This is a genomic window from Microbacterium sp. HA-8 (assembly GCF_046111165.1).
Lineage (GTDB): Bacteria > Actinomycetota > Actinomycetes > Actinomycetales > Microbacteriaceae > Microbacterium.
The window spans coordinates 3,335,440-3,353,908 of the sequence record NZ_CP162025.1 but is presented as its reverse complement, the minus strand read 5'-3'; the positions used below and the strand labels follow the sequence as shown (position 1 = coordinate 3,353,908).

The 18,469-nt window shown below is 71.0% G+C and carries 17 protein-coding genes; 10 read left to right on the top strand and 7 right to left on the bottom strand.

Annotated features, from left to right (window positions below; translation table 11 throughout):
* Window positions 1-1,212 (bottom strand): integrase, encoded by a 1,212-nt coding sequence (locus tag AB2L57_RS16025; RefSeq protein ID WP_409046856.1) that lies wholly within the window; start codon window positions 1,210-1,212, stop codon window positions 1-3.
* A gap of 117 nt (window positions 1,213-1,329) precedes the next feature.
* Between AB2L57_RS16025 and AB2L57_RS16020 the strand changes: the two genes are divergently transcribed.
* The 3 genes from AB2L57_RS16020 to AB2L57_RS16010 are packed head-to-tail and all read left to right on the top strand — an operon-like array spanning window position 1,330 to window position 4,707.
* Window positions 1,330-2,184, top strand: a complete 855-nt coding sequence (locus tag AB2L57_RS16020) for a carbon-nitrogen hydrolase family protein (RefSeq protein WP_409047548.1) — start codon at window positions 1,330-1,332, stop codon at window positions 2,182-2,184.
* On the top strand, window positions 2,181-3,317 hold the full coding sequence (locus AB2L57_RS16015; protein ID WP_409047547.1) for an MSMEG_0565 family glycosyltransferase: 1,137 nt from the start codon (window positions 2,181-2,183) through the stop codon (window positions 3,315-3,317). Before AB2L57_RS16020 ends, AB2L57_RS16015 begins: the two co-directional genes overlap by 4 nt.
* Window positions 3,286-4,707: an AMP-binding protein gene (locus tag AB2L57_RS16010; protein ID WP_409047546.1), complete on the top strand. Its 1,422-nt coding sequence runs from the start codon at window positions 3,286-3,288 to the stop codon at window positions 4,705-4,707. Before AB2L57_RS16015 ends, AB2L57_RS16010 begins: the two co-directional genes overlap by 32 nt.
* A 9-nt stretch (window positions 4,708-4,716) precedes the next feature.
* Here AB2L57_RS16010 and AB2L57_RS16005 read toward each other — a convergent pair whose 3' ends face one another.
* Together AB2L57_RS16005 and AB2L57_RS16000 are read right to left on the bottom strand one after the other, a co-directional pair.
* Window positions 4,717-6,048, bottom strand: a complete 1,332-nt coding sequence (locus AB2L57_RS16005; protein ID WP_409047545.1) for an MFS transporter — start codon at window positions 6,046-6,048, stop codon at window positions 4,717-4,719.
* Window positions 6,045-6,494, bottom strand: a complete 450-nt coding sequence (locus AB2L57_RS16000; RefSeq protein ID WP_409047544.1) for a MarR family winged helix-turn-helix transcriptional regulator — start codon at window positions 6,492-6,494, stop codon at window positions 6,045-6,047. Before AB2L57_RS16000 ends, AB2L57_RS16005 begins: the two co-directional genes overlap by 4 nt.
* A gap of 93 nt (window positions 6,495-6,587) precedes the next feature.
* Here AB2L57_RS16000 and AB2L57_RS15995 point away from each other — a divergent pair, with 93 nt between their 5' ends.
* The 5 genes from AB2L57_RS15995 to AB2L57_RS15975 are packed head-to-tail and all read left to right on the top strand — an operon-like array spanning window position 6,588 to window position 10,993.
* The gene (locus AB2L57_RS15995) at window positions 6,588-7,448 is read left to right on the top strand and encodes an alpha/beta fold hydrolase (protein ID WP_409047543.1); all 861 of its coding nucleotides are present in this window, start codon (window positions 6,588-6,590) and stop codon (window positions 7,446-7,448) included.
* Window positions 7,449-7,455: 7 nt separating this feature from the next.
* Window positions 7,456-8,004, top strand: a complete 549-nt coding sequence (locus AB2L57_RS15990; RefSeq protein WP_409047542.1) for a hypothetical protein — start codon at window positions 7,456-7,458, stop codon at window positions 8,002-8,004.
* A gap of 38 nt (window positions 8,005-8,042) precedes the next feature.
* Entirely contained in the window at window positions 8,043-9,092 is a 1,050-nt protein-coding gene (locus AB2L57_RS15985) for a biotin/lipoate A/B protein ligase family protein (protein WP_409047541.1), read from the top strand.
* 38 nt (window positions 9,093-9,130) lie between these two features.
* Complete coding sequence (locus AB2L57_RS15980) at window positions 9,131-9,997, top strand: DNA-methyltransferase (RefSeq protein ID WP_409048639.1); 867 nt, start codon at window positions 9,131-9,133, stop codon at window positions 9,995-9,997.
* A 9-nt stretch (window positions 9,998-10,006) separates the two neighbouring features.
* Window positions 10,007-10,993 (top strand): LLM class F420-dependent oxidoreductase, encoded by a 987-nt coding sequence (locus AB2L57_RS15975; protein ID WP_409047540.1) that lies wholly within the window; start codon window positions 10,007-10,009, stop codon window positions 10,991-10,993.
* Window positions 10,994-11,018: 25 nt separating this feature from the next.
* On the opposite strand, the gene AB2L57_RS15970 is transcribed toward AB2L57_RS15975, so the two are convergent.
* Window positions 11,019-11,615 (bottom strand): TetR/AcrR family transcriptional regulator, encoded by a 597-nt coding sequence (locus AB2L57_RS15970; protein ID WP_409047539.1) that lies wholly within the window; start codon window positions 11,613-11,615, stop codon window positions 11,019-11,021.
* A 123-nt stretch (window positions 11,616-11,738) separates the two neighbouring features.
* Between AB2L57_RS15970 and AB2L57_RS15965 the strand changes: the two genes are divergently transcribed.
* Window positions 11,739-13,991: a glycoside hydrolase family 3 C-terminal domain-containing protein gene (locus AB2L57_RS15965; RefSeq protein WP_409047538.1), complete on the top strand. Its 2,253-nt coding sequence runs from the start codon at window positions 11,739-11,741 to the stop codon at window positions 13,989-13,991.
* 3 nt (window positions 13,992-13,994) lie between these two features.
* Here AB2L57_RS15965 and AB2L57_RS15960 read toward each other — a convergent pair whose 3' ends face one another.
* From AB2L57_RS15960 to galT, 3 genes are all read right to left on the bottom strand, one after another.
* Window positions 13,995-14,831, bottom strand: a complete 837-nt coding sequence (locus tag AB2L57_RS15960) for an alpha/beta fold hydrolase (RefSeq protein WP_409047537.1) — start codon at window positions 14,829-14,831, stop codon at window positions 13,995-13,997.
* A gap of 144 nt (window positions 14,832-14,975) precedes the next feature.
* The gene (galK, locus tag AB2L57_RS15955) at window positions 14,976-16,166 is read right to left on the bottom strand and encodes a galactokinase (RefSeq protein ID WP_409047536.1); all 1,191 of its coding nucleotides are present in this window, start codon (window positions 16,164-16,166) and stop codon (window positions 14,976-14,978) included.
* Window positions 16,163-17,257 (bottom strand): galactose-1-phosphate uridylyltransferase, encoded by a 1,095-nt coding sequence (gene galT / locus AB2L57_RS15950; RefSeq protein ID WP_409048638.1) that lies wholly within the window; start codon window positions 17,255-17,257, stop codon window positions 16,163-16,165. The genes galK and galT overlap by 4 nt, the downstream gene beginning before the upstream one ends.
* A gap of 153 nt (window positions 17,258-17,410) precedes the next feature.
* On the opposite strand from galT, the gene AB2L57_RS15945 reads away from it, so the two are divergent.
* Window positions 17,411-18,466, top strand: a complete 1,056-nt coding sequence (locus AB2L57_RS15945; protein WP_409047535.1) for a LacI family DNA-binding transcriptional regulator — start codon at window positions 17,411-17,413, stop codon at window positions 18,464-18,466.
* Window positions 18,467-18,469 lie beyond the last annotated feature (3 nt).

Genomic DNA, 18,469 nt, shown 5'->3' with positions numbered 1-18,469 from the left:
TCAGGCGGCGGGGCGGGTGCCCTGGGTGCGGGCGGCGGCGAGTTCGATGAGTTGTTGCTGGATCTGGTTGATCCGTCGGGTGATCCGTGCCGGGTTCAGCTTCGCATGCTCGCGCTCCAGTCGGGCGCGGGTCTTCTCGTCGAGCACACCGGCGTCGAGCAACCGCTGGTAGGGGGTACGTGGCTTGTCGTAGACGCGCTTCTTCCGGCCGGCTGCGGTGTGGGTCCAGTCGATCGCTTTCACGCAGGGCAGCAGATGGTTCTTGCGGGCCATCACGAAATCCCAGAGCTCGTTGAGCAGGGTCATCTCCGCCTCGGTCTCGTAGCGGTAGCGGAACGCGTGTTTGCGGACCCAGTCGCCGTTGCGTTGCTCGACGTGCGCGTTGTCGTTGTGCTTGTAGGGACGCCCCCGGGTGACGGGGATCTCCTTCTTGTCCGCCCAGGCGATCACGCCCCAGTTCATGAACTCGGATCCGTTGTCGAAGTCGAGCCCGGCGACCGGGACGGGCGCGTTCTTCACCATCCATTCCAGGGCGCCGTGCACGTGCACGTAGGCGTTGTTGCGGATCGTGCGCAGCATCGTCCACCCCGCGACCGGGTCGGTGCCGGTCAGGGTGCGCAGGAACTCGCCTTTGAGGGAGTGGCCGCAGTGCGCGACGGTGTCCAGCTCCAGGAACCCCGGGACGGTCAGCGGGGCGTCCATGCTGGTGCGCGTCGGGATCGAAGAGCGCAGGATGTGGGACGGCTTCGTGCCCGAGACCGCGACCGGGTAGGCGGCGTCCTTGTGCGGTTTCAGGTACCGGTCGATCGTCGCGGCGCTCATCGATCGCAACTCGTCCAGCACCTCCGGTGTGACCCGCTGCTCGACCTTGCCGAGCTCACGGAAGCGGACGAGGCGTTCGAGGGTGTCGTCCATGATCGCCGCGAAGTACTTTCCCGACGGCTGCCCGGACAGCCGCCAGACTTCTTGCAGCACCACGAGCGCATCGTAGGAGTACTTCCGCTCACGCGGCTTACGCTGCTGATCGCGCGCGGCACCTTTGCGTGCGTTCGCGGCACGGATCGCGCGGCGCGCGTGATCACGCGTCCAGCCTGTCGCGTGCACAAGCTCGTCCAGCAGCCGGCCCTTCTCTTCCTTGCCTGCTTTCGCATACTCGCGGGCGAACTTCTTCGTGATCTCACGGCGCGCCGCCATCGACAACTCCCTGCTCATCACCCCAGGGAACTACGCGGACATTCCTACGTGAGGCACGCGCAGCCCTTCCCGGACCTTTTAGCTGAGTCTCGTCGTCGCCTGAGGCGAGCGCGTGCCGAGATATAGCCTGAGGCGATGGGCACGGTGATGATGGCGGGAGTCGCGGCGCATTTCGGTCGTGACATCGACCGCACGCTCGCGAAGCTGCCGGGCATCATCACCCAGGCGCGCGAGAAGGGCGTGGATCTGCTCGTCCTTCCCGACGCAACCATCGGCGGATATCTGCTCGAACTCGAGCATCCATCGCAGGACGCGGACAGTGCGCCGCGGTCCGTCGACCTGGACGGTCCCGAGATCGCGTCGGTGATCGCGATGGCGGGTGGCATGACGGTCTGCTTCGGCGTGGCGGAGCGCGCGAGCGTCGACGGTGCCGAGGTGAGATTCAACACCGCGGTGTGTGTGACCGGCGACGGAATCCTGGGTACGCATCGCAAGGTGCACCTGCCGCTCGGCGAGTCCGGCATCTACCGAGCCGGTGACGAGTTCGCGGCGTTCGACACTCCGGTCGGGCGCCTGGGCATGCTGATCGACTTCGACAAGACGTTCCCCGAATCGGCGCGTTCGCTCGCGCTCGACGGCGCCGAGATCCTGGCGTGCCTCTGCGCCTGGCCGGCCAGCGTCACCGATCGCTCCGACCGCATCCGCAACGATCGGCAAGCGCACCTGTTCGATCTCTACGACTGCGCGCGGGCGGCCGAGAACCAGGTCTACCTCGTGTCGTCCAATCAGACGGGCGTCATGGGCGGGCTGCGGTTCCTCGGACAGGCGAAGGTCGTCGACCCCGCCGGCGAGATCATCGCCAAGACCTGGGCCAAGGGAGGTCTCGCGATCGCGGAGGCCGACGTGAGAGCATCCCGTGCCCGCGCGCGACGCAGCCTCAACCACCTCGAGCAGCGCGCGGAGCATGCGTACCGGCTGACCACGTCGTGAAGATCGCCCAGATCACCTACTCGACCAAGCCGCGCGGCGGTGTCGTGCACACCCTCGCGCTGGCGGAGGCGCTGGCGGCCCGCGGCCACGACGTCGAGGTGTGGACGCTCGGTCGTGGCGAGGACACCGCGTTCTTCCGCGCGGTCGATCCCGCCGTGCGGGTGCGAGTCGTGCCGTTCGAACCGCGCGAGGGCGAGGACGTCGGCGATCGCATCGAGAGGTCGATCGCCGTGATGGCCCGGAGTTTCTCGGCCGACGCCGATATCGTGCACGCGCAGGACTGCATCTCGGCGAACGCGGTGGAGGCCGCGGGTACCGCCTGCGTGCGCACCATCCACCACCTCGACGCGTTCACGACTCCCAGGCTCATCGAGTGCCACGAGCGCGCCATCCATCGCCCCGTCGCCCGGATCTGCGTCTCGCGCGCCGTTGCCGCCGAGGTCGCGACCGAGTACGGCTACACGCCCACCGTGATCCCGAACGGCGTCGATGCAGAGCGTTTCGAGGCGGCCGCCGGGCCCGCGGGGGGCCCGGCCCGATCACGGTGGCGCGCCGAGCTGGGAGACTACGTGCTCGCGCTGGGCGGGATCGAGCCGCGCAAGGGATCGATCGATCTGCTCGAGGCGTTCGCGATCCTGCGCGCGAGGCGGCGTGAGCTTCGACTCGTCTTCGGCGGCGGCGAGACGCTCTTCGACTACCGCTCCTACCGCGAAGCCTTCGATCGGCGAGCCGAGCAGCTGGGTGTGGTCCCCACGATTCTCGGCACGCTGCCGGACGGGGACGTGCCGTCGCTCGTGGCCGCCGCGCGCGCTCTCGCCTTCGTCTCGACCAAGGAGGGGTTCGGGCTCGCCGCGATGGAAGCGCTGGCGGCGGGCGTGCCCGTCGTCGCCCGTGACCTTCCCGTCGTGCGCGAGGTCTTCGGCGAGGCGGTGACCTACGCCACGGATGCGCCCGAGATCGCCGACGCGCTCGATCGGGTGACCGGAGCCCGGCGAACGGCTGCGGACGGCGGGCGCCGCCTCGCGCGCACCTTCACCTGGGCGGCGGCAGCCCGAGCCCACGAAGACTTCTACCGCGGGCTGCTCGGCGAGAGGAGCGGCGATGCGCAGGTCGATCTCGTCGATCCTCGCTGACCGTGCGCGGGCGGAGCCGGGTGCGGTCGTCGTCATCGATCAGGACGGGGAGCTGACCGCGGCCGAGCTCGACGACGCGGCGACCCGACTGGCCCACCTGCTGGTCGATCGCGGGGTCGGTCACGACGACCTCGTCACGGTGTCGCTGCCCAACGGCCGGGACTTCGTCATCGCCTGCGCCGCCGTCTGGCGGGCGGGCGCCACGCCCCAGCCGGTCTCACGTGGCCTCACCGATGCGGAACGGGCGGCCGTGGAGGCCGTAGCACGTCCACGGGCGGCGATCGGCCGCAGGCCGCACTCGCCACGGATCCCATGGATCGATTCCCTCGTCGCTCCGCCCGTCGATCGGGCGCTTCCCGACCTGGTCGCCACGTCGTGGAAGGCCCCGACGACATCGGGATCGACGGGCAGGCCGAAGGTCGTGCGAGCGAACGCGCCCGCGGCGATGGATCCCACGGTGCCGGTCGCCGAGTTCCTGCCGCTGCGTGCGACGCAGCTGGTCGCGGGCCCGATGACGCACTCCGCGACCTTCACCTACGCGTTCCGGGGCCTGCTGACCGGGCATCGGCTGGTCATCCTGCCGCGCTTCGACGAGCGCGCCTGGCTCGAGGCGGTCCAGACGCACGCCGTGACGTGGGCTCTCGTGGTGCCGACGATGATGCACCGGCTCCTGCGGCTTCCCGTCTCGGAGCGCGACCCGCTCAGACTCCGATCGATCGAGACCCTCCTGCACATGGGTGCGCCCTGCGCCGTCGACCTCAAACGCGCCTTTCTCGACTGGGTCGGCGCCGAGCGCGTCGTCGAGGTGTACGCGGGCTCCGAGTCGAACGGGCTGACCATGATCCGGGGTGATGAATGGCTCGAGCATCCCGGGAGCGTCGGGCGACCCATCGGCGGGACCGAGGTGCAGATCCGTTCGCCGGCGGGCGAGGAGCGTGCGGTCGGTGAGGCGGGCCTCGTGTGGATGCGACGCGGCGAGACGTCCGCCTACGACTACATCGGCTCCGCGTCTCGCCGAGACCCGCTCGGGTGGGACACCCTCGGCGACATCGGTCGTCTCGACGCCGAGGGTCACCTTCACCTCATCGACCGCGAGGACGATCTCATCATCCGCGGCGGCGAGAAGGTGTACCCCGTCGAGATCGAGCGCGTGCTCGAACAGCACCCCGACATCCGCAGCGCGGTGGCGTTCGGTGTGCCCGATGACGCGCTCGGGCAGCGCATCGCCGCCGTGCTCGACGTCGCGGGGGCGACGGTGAGCGAGACCGAGCTGATGGAGTGGGCGCGTCGGCGACTCGGGATGCGGTCGCCCGCCTCGATCCGGATCGTCGACGAGCCCGTCCGCGACGACGCCGGCAAGACGTCTCGCCGACGGTGGGCTCGTGCCTGACCGGAAGACTCAGGCTCGAGTGAGGGGGATCGGCGTCGTGCCCGCCGCCTCGTCGCTGAACTCCACCGGCTCGGGAGCGATGATCGACACCGGACGGGTGTGGTCGAGCGAGAGCCCGAACCGCCGCGTCTCGTGGCGGTGCACGCGGCCGGATGCCAGCATCCACGTCGCCCCGATGACGAACGCGGCGAACCCCGCCGCGGCGCCCACGAGGATCGCCATGCGCGGGCCGAACTCTCCCGCGATCCAGCCGACGATGGGGGCCCCGACCGGCGTGCCGCCCATGATGACGGCGACGTAGAGCGCCATCACCCGCCCGCGCACGGCCGGGTCGGTGGTCGTCTGCACGTAGCCGTTGGCCGTGGTGAGGGTCGTGACGACGCTGAATCCGACGAGCACGAGCGTCGCGGCGTACGCCCAGTACGAGGGCATCAGCACGGACAGCGCCGACGCGAGGCCGAAACCGAGCGTGGCGATGATCACCACGCGGATGCGGGCGCGATCGCGGCGTGCGGCGAGCAGGGCGCCGGCGAGCGAGCCGATCGCCAGGATCGACGAGAGCAGGCCGAACCCGTCGGCCTGCTGCCCGAACTCCAGCGCCATCGTCGACGCGAAGATCGGGAAGTTCATGCCGAACGCACCCATCAGGAACACCATCGCGAACACGACGAGCAGGTCGGGCCGGTGCGAGACGTACCGGAAGCCCTCGGCGATGCGCGAGCGTCCCGGGGCGGTGGCACGCGGGATCAGCTCGGCGGGCCGGATCAGCAGCAGCGCGATCGCCATCGCGAGGAACGTGAATGCGTTGGCGATGAAGACCCACCCGGTGCCGATCGCGACGATCATGATGCCCGCCACGGCGGGGCCGATCATGCGGGCTCCGTTGAAGGATGCTGCATTCAGGGCGATCGCGTTGGAGGCATTCTCGCGCTCCACGATGTCGGAGACGAAAGCCTGCCGGGCCGGGTTGTCGAAGGCGGTCGCGATGCCGAGCGCCAGCGCGAAGCCGTACATCATCGGCAGGGTCATGACGCCGGTCAGCAGCAGAACGCCGAGGGCGATCGCCAGGAGCAGCATCGCGCCCTGCGTGATCATGAGCAGTCGGCGCCGGTCGAACCGGTCGGCGACCCAGCCCGTCAGGCTCACGAGCAGCAGCGGCGGCCCGAACTGCAGCGCCATCGTGATGCCCATCGCGGCGGGATCGTTGTCGGTCAGCTCGGTCAGCACGACCCAGCTCTGCGCGGTCGACTGCATCCACGCGCCAACGTTCGACACGAGTGCGCCGATGAACCAGACGCGGTAGTTGAACACCGAGAACGAGCGGAACATGCTCGAGCTCATCGGTCGGCCATCCGGGTCATGATCTCGGCTGCGGCCGCGAGCGTCGCCCGCTCGTCGGCGGACAGCTCGGCGAGCGCGTCGTCGAGCCACGCGTCGCGGCGCCTGCCCGTCTCGACGACGATCTCGTGCCCGGCGTCGGTGAGCGAGACGTTGACCTTGCGGCGATCGGCGTCGTCGGGGCTGCGCTGGAGGAACCCGGACTCCTCGAGACAGTTGACGGTGCGGTTCATGGACGGCGCCGACACGCGCTCACGCTCGGCCAGTTCGCCGAGCGTGTGGGGGCCGCGCATCTTGAGCCAGCCGAGGACGGCGAGCTGCCCGTCGCTCATCGTGTCGATCGCCCGCTGATTGCGCAGGCGTCGGGCGAACCGGAGTACCGCGCCGCGCAGACGCGACGCCTCGGTCGAGTGATCGTCGGTGGCAGCGGTGGCGGAATCGGGTCTCATGCTTTTCGTTAGCATAGCTCATTACCCATGCTAAGTAAATGATCGGGCGCCCACGGGGGTACAGCCGCGCGCCCCGCCCCTAGACTCGACCGCGTGCCCGAGTTCACCGACGCCCATGGCATCACGATCGTCTACGATGTGCATCCCGCCCGCGGCGCCGCCCGGGGCGTGGTGCAGCTGCTGCACGGCGTCGGCGAACACGCCGGCCGCTACGGCAGCCTCATCGATGCACTGAACACCGCCGGCTTCACCGTCTACGCCGACGACCACCGCGGCCACGGCCGCACCGGGCTGGCGCAGCACGGCACGCCCGAGCGCCTCGGCAGACTGGGCCCGGGCGGCATGCCCGCCACGCTCGACGCGCTCTGGCAGCTGACCGGATTGATCCGCACCGCGCACCCCGACCTCCCCCTCGTTCTGCTCGGGCACTCGTGGGGCTCGTTCCTCGCGCAGATGCTGCTCGACCGGCACGCCGACGCCTACGACGCGCTCGTCCTTTCGGGGTCTGCGCTGCGCTGGCCCGGCTCGCTCAATCCCGGCGACCTCAACGCACCGTGGAAGCACGAGGATCCGACGGGGCTCGCGTGGCTCTCCTCCGATCCCTCCGTGGGCGAGGCGTTCGCCGCCGACCCGCTCACGACGTCGCAGCCGCTGCTGAAGCTGTTCGGCCCGTTCGATGCGGCGCGTCTGTACGGGCGCCCGCGCCGGGGCCTGCGCGAGGCGGTGGGCCACAGCATCCCGATCCTTCTCCTGGTCGGCCGCGACGACACCGTCGGCGGGCCCGTCTCGGTGCACCGGCTCGCCCGCGCCTACCGCGAGCGTTCGGGGTTCGACGACGTCACGACGCTGGTCTACCCGGGCGCGCGGCACGAGATCTTCAACGAGGTGCAGCAGGGCGAGGTGCGCGCCGACCTGCTCGCGTGGCTCGACGCGCGATTCGCGGCGAGGGTCTGAGATCGCCGTGACCGACGCGCCCGCCCGCCCGCACACGCGCCCCCGCGTCGATCTCATCCGCGGCCTCGTGGCCGTCGCGGCACTGCCCAGCGCCCTGACCTCGCCCGTCGCCGTGGCGGCGGTGCTCGAGGGCGGCATCTCGCTCGGCACGGTCGTGTCAGGGGCGGTGCTGTCGCCCCTCGTCCTTCCGGGCGTGCTCGGCGGTGTCTTCTCCGGCTTCCGGGTGTTCTCCGTCTTCGGCGCGGCGCAGGGGCATGACCGGGGGGATGCTGCCGCCGAGCGCTCGGAGGTCGACGCCGAGGTCCGCGTGCGCTCGTTCGGGGGTGATCTGCTGTGGGGCGCGGTCATCGCGGCGGTCACCGGCATCCTCGGTGCGCTGCTCGCCGGTGTGGCGACAGGTTCGGCCGCTCCCGCCGCCCTCGTGGTCATTGCCGTGCTGCCCGTCGCGTGGGGGATCGGCTGGTGTGTGGGTGCCGTGACCGGCGCGACTCTCGCGGCCGCGACGGCGATCGCATGGGGCGCCGTGCGGTCCCGGCGCCGCGGCAGAGGCGCCTGATCCGGACTCCGTGGGTCCGCCCGCTTTAGGCTGAGGGCATGCACGGCGAATACAAGGTGCCCGGCGGCAAGCTGGTGGTCGTCGACCTCGAGGTGCGCGAGGGACGGATCGCCGACTTCCACCTCGCGGGCGACTTCTTCCTCGAGCCGGATGTCGCGCTCGACGCGATCGATGGGGCCGTCACCGGTCTGCCGGAGACGGCGGATGTCGCGACGATCGCCGCCGCGATCCGCGCCGCGCTCCCCGAGGGCACGCAGATGCTGGGCTTCACACCCGAGGCGGTCGGCACCGCGGTGCGGCGCTCCCTCGTCACGGCGCCCGGCTGGCGTGACTTCGACTGGCAGATCGTGCACGAGAAGGCGGTGTCGCCGCGCATGAACCTCGCCCTCGACGAGGTGCTCACGGCGCGCGTCGGCGACGGGCGCCGCACCCCGACCCTGCGCATGTGGGAGTGGGATGCCTCGGCCGTCGTGATCGGCTCGTTCCAGTCCCTGCGCAACGAGGTCGACCCCGAGGGCGCGGCTCGGCACGGCTTCGACGTCGTCCGCCGCATCTCCGGCGGCGGGGCGATGATGATGGGCGCCGGGCAGATCGTGACCTACTCCCTCTACGTTCCGGCCGCGCTGGTGGCGGGCATGACGTTCGCGGACTCGTACGCCTTTCTCGATGACTGGGTGCTGCAGGCTCTGCGCTCGCTCGGCATCGACGCGACCTATCAGCCGCTGAACGACATCGCGAGCCCGACCGGGAAGATCGGCGGCGCCGCGCAGAAGCGTCTCGCCAATGGCGGCGTGCTCCACCACGCGACGCTCAGCTACGACATCGACGGGCAGATGATGACCGAGGTGCTGCGCATCGGCCGCGAGAAGCTCAGCGACAAGGGCACGGCCTCGGCGGCGAAGCGCGTCGATCCGCTGCGCAGCCAGACCGGGCTGCCGCGGGAGGCCGTCATCGAGCGGCTGCTGGAGACCTTCGCGAACCTGTACGGCGCGGAGCGGGGCACCATCAGCGCGGACGAGTACGACGAGGCCGAGGCCCTCGTCGCCGCCAAGTTCGCCACCGACGCCTGGCTGCGGCGCGTGCCGTGAGCCGGGTCGACATCATCCAGGGTGACAACCTCTCGGTCATGTCCGGCCTCGCCGACGGCGCCTTCACCGTCGTCTACCTCGACCCGCCGTTCAACACCGGCCGCGCGCGTGAGCGAGCCGTGGAGACCGCGCGGGCGCCGGGAGTGGACGCGGGGTCGCCCGGGGAGGAGACGGCGGAGGCAGGGGTCGCCCAGGCGGGCGTCATCAACCGCGGCTTCCACGGGCGCGAATACGAGCGGGTGCGGGGGCTGCTCCGGGCGTACGACGACAGGTTCGACGACTACTGGGCGTTCCTCGAGCCGCGCCTGTACGAGGCGTGGCGTCTGCTCTCGCCCGAGGGCACCCTCTACCTGCACCTGGACTATCGCGAGGCGCACTACGCGAAGGTCGCCCTCGACGCCCTCTTCGGCCGGGACTGCTTCTTGAACGAGATCATCTGGGCGTACGACTACGGGGCCAAGACCCGGCGGCGCTGGCCGACGAAGCACGACACGATCCTGGTCTACGTCAAAGACCCGGCGCGGTATGTCTTCGACGCCGATGCCGCCGACCGCGAGCCGTACATGGCCCCGGGCCTGGTGACGCCCGAGAAGGCGGCGCGGGGCAAGCTGCCCACCGATGTGTGGTGGCACACGATCGTGCCCACGAGCGGACGCGAGAAGACCGGGTACCCCACACAGAAGCCCGAGGGGATCCTGCGGCGCATGATCGGCGCCTCCAGCCGTCCCGGCGACCTCGTCCTCGACCCGTTCGCCGGCAGCGGCACGACGGGCGCGGTCGCGGCCGCTCTCGGCCGCAGCGCCGTGCTCATCGACGCCAACCCCGCCGCGATCGAGGTGATGGCCGTGCGGATGCCGGGGGCCCGAGTGCGCGGCGAAGACCGTGCGAGCGCCGCCCCTGCCTAGGGTGGAGGGATGAGATTCGGAACCTTCATCCCGCAGGGCTGGCGTCACGACCTGGTCGGCATCGAGCCGTCCGAGCAGTGGCGCGTCATGCGCGAACTCGCCCAGCGCGCCGACGAGGGCCCGTGGGAGTCGCTGTGGGTCTACGACCACTTCCACACCGTCCCCGTCCCGAGCGATGAGGCCACCCACGAGGCGTGGACGCTGATGGCGGCGTTCGCCGCCGTGACAGACCGCATCCGCCTCGGTCAGATGTGCACCTGCATGGGTTACCGCAACCCCGCCTACCTCGCGAAGGTCGCCGCGACCATCGACCTTGTCTCGGGCGGACGCGTCGAGATGGGGATCGGCGGCGGCTGGTACGAGCACGAGTGGCGTGCGTACGGCTACGGATTCCCGCCGATCAAGGATCGCCTCGCGATGCTCGACGAGGGTGTCCAGATCATGCAGCAGGCCTGGCGCACGGGCCGCGCCACGCTGCAGGGCGCGCACTACACGGTCGAAGACGCGATCGTGCAGCCGCGGCCGCTCCAGGAGGGCGGCATCCCCGTCTGGGTCGCCGGTGGAGGCGAGAGGGTCACCCTGCGCATCGCGGCGAAGTATGCGCAGTACACGAACTTCTCGAACGATCCCGAGCAGTTCAGTCACAAGCGCGAGGTGCTGAAGGGCCACACCGATGCGATCGGTCGAGACCTCGGCGAGATCACCCTGTCGGCCAACTTCAACACCGTCATCGCCTCGTCCGCGGCCGAGGTGGCGGAGCGGCTCGCGGTCATCGAGGATCGGGTCGCCCCCTATCTCGGCGACCGCACCGAGGCGTTCATGCACGAGTATCGCGGTGGTGCGGGCCTGGTGGGCACGCCCGAGCAGGTCATCGAGCGGCTCGTCGCGCTGCGCGAGCGTGGGCTGGGTTACGCCATCCACTACTTCCCCGAGCACGCCTACGACCGCTCCGGCATCGAGCTCTTCCAGCGCGAGGTGATCCCCGCGCTGGCGTGAGGGGCGGCGAGCTCCTATCGCGGCGCTAGTCGGCGCGCAGCTCGAGGGCGCCGAGCAGCGCCGCGATGGTCCCGGCCATGTCGAGCTCCGGATCGACCAGCCACTGGGTCTGAAGGCCGTCGCCGAGGGCGAGCACGATCGTCGCGAGGGTCGCGGGGTCGATGCGCGTCGTCAGCCGGCCCTCCTGCTGCAATCGCTCGATGACGGGCACGAACAGATCGCGCAGCCGGTGCTGGCGTCCGGCGAAGTAGTCGTGCGCGGGGTGCTGCGGATCGACCGCGTCGACGGAGACGTGGGCGAAGAGCTGTACGAGGCCCGGCACGTCGGCGTTGTGCCGGATGACGTTGAGGTAGGTCTCGAGTACGCCGCGCGGTTGATCCGCCGTGTCGATCGGGCCGTACGTGTCGATGTCGACTTCGTCGCGCTTGCTGAGGATCGCGGTGTACAGCTCCTCCTTCGTGCCGAAGTAGTGCAGCAGTCCCGCCTGCGAGAGTCCGACCGCGTCGGCCAGCTCCCGCACGGAGGTGTTCCGGAAGCCCTCCCGCGCGATCACCTCGAGAGCCGTGCGCAGGATCTCGTCGCGTTTGGCCACGCCCTTGGCGTATGACCCCCGTTGTGCCATGCCCCGAGCGTAGACCGAGCGATGCTTGCTTTTCAAAACCTAGCGCCATATGGTTTTGATGGACGGCGTCGCCCGTCGAGCCGCTGCGTCGCTGCCGGCGACAGATCCCACGAAGGAGTGACCGTGACCGACACGACCCTCACCGACACCCCCGCCGACACGGACGCACGCGCCGTCGCCGACCTGACTCTCGAGGAGAAGGCGTCGCTGACCAGCGGGGCCGATTTCTGGACGACCACCGCGATCGAGCGCGTCGGCGTGCCCAGCGTCATGATGACCGATGGCCCGCACGGCCTGCGCAAGCAGAGCGGCGGAAACGACCACGTCGGCCTCGCCGACAGCGTGCCGGCCACCTGCTTTCCCCCCGCGGTCGGGCTGAGCGCCACCTTCGACCCCGAGCTCGCGGAGCGCGTGGGCGCGGCCCTCGGTGTCGAGTCCGCCATCGAAGACGTCGCCGTCATCCTCGGCCCCGGCATCAACATCAAGCGCTCGCCGCTGTGCGGCCGCAACTTCGAGTACATGTCCGAGGACCCGATCGTCTCCGGCGTGATGGGCGCCGCGCTCGTGCGCGGCATCCAGTCGCAGGGCGTGGGCGCCTCGCTCAAGCACTTCGCGGCCAACAACCAGGAGACCGACCGCCTGCGCGTCTCGAGCGACGTCGACCCGCGTCCGCTGCGCGAGATCTACCTGCGCGGATTCCAGCGCGCCGTTCAGGACGCGCAGCCGTGGACGGTGATGTGCTCCTACAACCGCATCAACGGTGTCTACGCGTCGGAGGACCCGTGGCTGCTCACGAGCGTCCTGCGCGACGAGTGGGGCTTCGAGGGCCTCGTCGTCTCTGACTGGGGCGCCGTCAACGATCGTGTCGCCGGTGTCGCCGCGGGACTCGACCTCGAGATGCCCTCCAGCGGAGGGATCTCCGATGCGCGGGTCGTCGCGGCCGTGCGTGAGGGCTCGCTCGACGAGTCCGCCCTCGACCTGGTCGCCGGTCGCGTGCTCGATCTCGTCGGCAAGGCTCAGCGGCGTCCCGCCCAGGCCGGTCCGCTCGATGTCGACGCGCACCACGCGCTGGCCCGCGAGGTCGCCGGCCGCGCGCTCGTGCTGCTCAAGAACGAGGGCGGGATGCTGCCGCTGAACCCCGCCCAGAAGGTCGCCGTCATTGGGGCCTTCGCCACGACGCCGCGCTTCCAGGGCGCCGGGTCGTCGCTGATCAACCCGACCCGTCTCGACACGGCCCTCGAGGCGATCGTCGAGTATGCCGACGAGGACACGGTCTCCTTCGCCGCCGGTTTCCGCATCGACGGTTCGGGCGACGCCACGGCGCTGCGCGCGGAGGCTGCGGCGACCGCCGCCGCCGCCGACGTCGCCGTCGTCTTCCTCGGCCTGCCCGCCGCCGCCGAGTCCGAGGGCTTCGACCGCGAGCACATCGACCTGCCGGCCGATCAGCTCGCCGCGCTCGACGCCGTGGTCGCCGCCAGCCCGCGCACGGTCGTCGTGCTCTCCAATGGCGGCGTGGTCGCGCTGCCCTTCGCGGGCGACGTGCCCGCCATCGTCGAGGGCTGGCTGCTCGGCCAGGCCGGCGGGTCGGCGACGGCCGATGTGCTCTACGGCGCCGTCAACCCCTCCGGCCGCCTCGCCGAGACCATCCCGGTGCGCCTGGAGGACAACCCCTCCTACGGCAACTTCCCCGGCGAGAACGGCCACGTCCGATACGGCGAGGGCCTGTTCGTCGGGTACCGCTGGTACGACGAGCGGGGGCTCGATGTGACTTATCCCTTCGGTCACGGGCTCTCGTACACGAGTTTCGAATACGGCCGGCCGACAGCATCCCTCGCCGCGAACGGCGACGTGCTCGTGCGGGTCGCCGTCACCAACACCGGGTCGCGCGCGGGCCGCGAGGTCGTGCAGGTCTACACCGCGCTCGAGGGATCGAGCGTGCAGCGCGCACCGCGCGAACTCAAGGCGTTCGAGAGTGTGGCGATCGAGGCGGGGCAGACCCGAGAGGTCGAACTGACGGTGCGCCGCGAGGACCTGGCCTACTGGGACATCCGCGTCGACCGCTGGATCGTCGAGGGTGGCGCGTACGACGTGCACGTCGGCGCGTCCAGCCGCGACATCCGCGGCGTCGTCGTCGTCGAGGTGCCCGGCGACGAGCTCGTGCTGCCCGCCACGGCGGACTCGTCGATCTTCGAACTGCTCGCCGACACGACGGCCGGCCCGCGCCTGCGCGAGATCCTCGGCCAGGCGTTCGGCGTGGGCGACGCGGCCGACGGAATGCTGCAGCTGGTGGGATCGTTCCCGATCGGGCGCCTCGCGACGTTCCCGAACGTCGCGATCACCCGGGAGCAGGTGCAGGAGTTGCTCGGCGGCGCGTGAGCGCTAAGCGCGGAGGAAGGCGAGCAGCTCCTCGTTGATCTCGTCGCCGTGGGTCCACAGCATCCCGTGCGGTGCGCCCTCGATCTCGACGTAGGTCGCGGCGGGGAGCAGCTCCTTGAAGCGGCGTCCCGTCGCGTCGATGGGCAGCACGTTGTCGGCCGTGCCGTGCACGATCAGCGCCGGCACGTCGACGGCCGGGATGTCGGCGCGGAAGTCGGTGGGCCACGTCAGCGGCGCGGCCGCCAGCGCGGTGTTGCCCGCCTGATTGGCGACCTGGATGCTGGCATCCACAGCCTCCTGCGAGATGCGCGAGCCGAGGTTCTCGTCGAGGTTGTAGAAGCCCGCGAAGAATCCGGTCAGGTAGGCGTAGCGGTCGCGGCGGATGTCGGTGACGATGCCGTCGAAGAAGTCCTGCGGCCCCGCGCCGTCGGGGTTGTCGTCGGTGATCAGCAGGAACGGCTCGAGCGATCCGAGGAAGGCGACCTTCGCGATGCGCTCGCTGCCGTGACGCGAGAGGTACCGGGCGATCTCGCCCGTGCCCATCGAGAACCCCACGAGCACGGTGTCGTGCAGGTCGAGGGTGTTCAGCAGCGCGGCCAGATCGTCGGCGAACGTGTCGTAGTCGTATCCCGTGCCCGCCTTCGTCGAGGCGCCGAATCCCCGCCGGTCGTAGGCGATCACGCGATACCCTGCATCGAGCAGGGCCGCCTGCTGCTTGCCCCACGATTCGCCGTTCAGCGGAAAGCCGTGGATGAGCACCACGGGCTGACCCGAGCCCTGGTCGGTGTAGAAGAGCTCGACGTCGACGGAGTTCTCGGCTGCGACGGTGACATACGCCATGATGTGTCCTTCCTCGAGGGGGCCCGGATGGGTTGCGAGGCTGACCCCGGCCCCGACTCTACGAAGGTGAGCGGCGGCGCGCGAGGGGTTGCGTGCGTGCCGAGGCTCGCGTACGCGGCAGCGCCTACGCGTCCGGTGCCTCGCCTACGCGTCGCGTCCGGCGCCTCGCGAGGGCGTGACGGTGAACACGTGCGGCGCGGCGTAGCCGCGGTCGGCGAAGGCCTGGACCGCAGCATCCGCCACCGCATCGCGCAGCGCATCCGGCACGAGGGCGATCGCCGCGCCGCCGAAGCCGCCCCCCGTCATGCGCGCACCCAACGCCCCCGCCCGCAGTGCGGCCTCCACCGCCGTGTCCAGCTCGGGCACCGAGATCTCGAAGTCGTCGCGCATCGAGGCGTGCGAGGCCACGAGCAGCCCGCCGATCGCGAGCGGGCCGCGTTCGCGCAGTATCTGCACGGTGTCGAGCACCCGGTCGTTCTCGGTCACGATGTGGCGCACGCGCCGGAACGTGACGTCATCGAGCAGGGCTTCGGCGCGGGGCAGGTCGTCGATCGTCAGATCCCGCAGCGCAGGAACGCCCAGCGCCGCGGCCCCGAACTCGCACGACGCGCGGCGCTCGCGATAGCCGCCCGTCGCGTGGGAGTGACTGACCCCGGTGTCGATGACGAGCAGCCGCAGCCCGGCGGCGTCGAACCCGAGGTCGACGCTCTGCGTCTCGAGGGTCCGGCAGTCCAGGAACGTTGCGGCGTCCGGGCGACCGAGCATCGATGCGACCTGGTCCATGATGCCGGTGGGCGCGCCGACGGCTTCGTTCTCGGCCCTGCGACCGACCTGGGCGAGCGCGAGGGGTGTGAGTCCCAGCATCCACAGGTCGTCGAGGGCGGATGCTGTCGCCCCCTCGATCGCGGCCGACGACGACAGGCCCGCCCCGATGGCCACGTCCGACGCGAACGCGAGGTCGAGGCCCGTGAGCGCGCCCGGCGCGGCACCCGCCGCAGCGATCGCGGCCCATGCGACGCCGAGGGGGTATGCCGCCCACTCGGGAATGCCGTGATCCGGCCGGTCGAAGAGGGTGGGGAGGTCGTCGAGGCGCACCTCGACGGGAATCGGGTCGAACGTCGACACCACCCGGACCACGCCGTCGGCGCGGCGCGCGGCGGCGACGTGCGTGCGGTGCTGGATGGCGAAGGGCAGCACGAAGCCCTCGTTGTAATCGGTGTGCTCGCCGATGAGGTTGGCACGGCCGGGGGCCGACCACGCCCCCTCGGCGGCGGCGTCGGTGAGGGTGCGCAGAAGGGTGGTCGCCTGCGCGGCTGCGGTCTGGGGTTCGGTCAACTCTCGATCGCCTCTCGGATTCGGGTGGCGGCGTCTTCGGGGGCGATGTCGCCGATCCAGGCGCCCATCGCGGCCTCGGAGCCCGCGAGGTACTTCAGCTTGTCGGCCGCGCGCCGGGGTGAGGTCAGCTGCAGGTGCAGGCGCGCGGTGTCGCGCGCCGTGTGCACCGGCGCCTGGTGCCACGCGGCGATGTAGGGGGTGGGGGTGTCGTAGAGCCGGTCGATGCCGCGCAGCAGCCGGAGGTACACCTCGGCGAGCTCGTCGCGCTCGGCGGCGGTCGTCGCCGCCAGGTCGGGTGCGTGGCGCCGAGGTGCGAGGTGCACCTCGAGAGGCCAGCGCGCGGCGAACGGCACGTACGCGATCCAGTGCTCGGCGTCGATCACGACGCGCGGCCCCGCGGACTCGAACGCGATGATGCGCTCGAACAGGTCATCGCCCTCCCGCTCGATCGCCGAGAGCAGCGACCTCGTGCGAGGCGTGATGTAGGGGTAGGAGTAGATCTGGCCGTGCGGGTGGTGCAGCGTGACGCCGATCTCCTCGCCGCGGTTCTCGAACGGGAAGACCTGCTGCACCCCCGGCAGGGCCGACAGCGCGGCCGTCCGGTCGGCCCAGGCCTCGATGACCGTGCGTGCGCGGACGGGGGTCTGCGTGCCGAACGAGCCCTCGTGCGCGGGGCTGAAGCACACGACCTCGCACCTGCCGATGGAAGAGCGGGTGCGGCCGAGGCCCGGGGCGTCGAGGTCGGCGAGATCCTGCGGCGGATCATCGGCCCGGGGTGCATCCGCCGTGGCCTCGGCGAGGCCCGGCCCGAAGGAGGGCGACTTGTTCTCGAAGACGACGACGTCGTAGAGCGAGGGCACCTCGGAGGGGTTGGTGGGGCTCTGCGGGGCGAGCGGATCGAGGTGGGCGGGCGGCAGGAACGCGCGGTTCTGGCGGGCCTGGGCAACCGAGATCCAGTCTCCGGTGAGCACGTCGTGCCGCATCGCCGCGGTCGCGGGGCGGGGGGCGAGATCGCGCGGGTCGACGGCGCGCTCGGGCGGCAGGGTGGTGTCGGCGTCGTCGTAGTAGATCAGTTCGCGGCCGTCGGCCATGCGGGTCGCGCGGCGGATGACGCCGGCGCCGAGCGCGGTGACGGTCGGATCTGTCCAAAGCTCCGGAGTGTTCACGTCAACACGATAGTGCGGAAGCAATGGTAACGTCAACATCGGCAAAACCACCGGAGCTGTGAACAGAAAGAGGTCGGCATGGAGCGGCGAGTGTCGATGGCCGATGTCGCGGCCGAGGCCGGGGTGTCCGGTCAGACGGTGTCGCGCGTCGCGAACGGTCTGACCAATGTCGATCCGGCGACGCGGGCCCGCGTCGAGGCCGCGATGCAGCGTCTCGGGTATCGCCCGCACCGTGCGGCCCGCGCCCTGCGCACGGGGCGCACGCACACGCTCGGCGTCGTCGTCGCGACCCTCGCCTCGGTCGGCAACACCCGCATGCTCGAGAGCCTCGTCGCCGCTGCCGCGGCGCGCGGGTACGCGGTCGTGGTCGCGAGCCTCGCCGTGCCCGCCGCGAACGCCGCTCCGGGTACCGTGAACGCCGCCGCCAACGCCGTGGCCGACGCCGCCAACGCCGTGGCCGACGCCGCCTTCGCCGCGCTCGCGGAGCAGGGCGTGGACGGTGCGATCGTGCTGAACGAGGCCACGCCCGCGGCCCGCGCCGCGAACGTCCCGGCCGGGATGCCGGTCGTCGCGATCGACTCAGGCGGTGATGCGCGGTTCCTCGCGGTCGAGTCGGACCACGCGGGAGGCGCCGCAGCCGCCACGCGGCATCTGCTCGCGCGCGGGGCACGCACGGTCCATCACGTGGCGGGGCCCGCCTCGGCGTACGCGGCGGCCGAGCGCGAACGCGGCTGGCGTGCGGCGCTCGCCGAGGCCGGCATCGCGGCGCCCGAGGTCCGGCGCGGTGACTGGAGCGCAGCATCCGGTCACATCGCGGGTCGGTCGCTGGCCGACGACCCGGGGGTGCAGGCGGTGTTCGCCGCCAACGATCAGATGGCGCTCGGCGTGCTGCGCGCGCTCCACGATCGCGGTCGCGCCGTGCCCGGCGAGGTCGCGGTGGTCGGCTTCGACGACGTGCTCGACGCCGCCGACTACTGGCCGCCGCTCACGAGCGTGCGGCAGGACTTCGACGCCCTGGGTGCGCGCGCGGTGTCGGCCCTCCTCGCACGCGTCGAGGGGCGGGATGCTGTGGCCCACGACATCGTCGCGACGTCGCTCATCGTGCGCGAGAGCGCCCCGGGGTCTTCGCGATAGAGC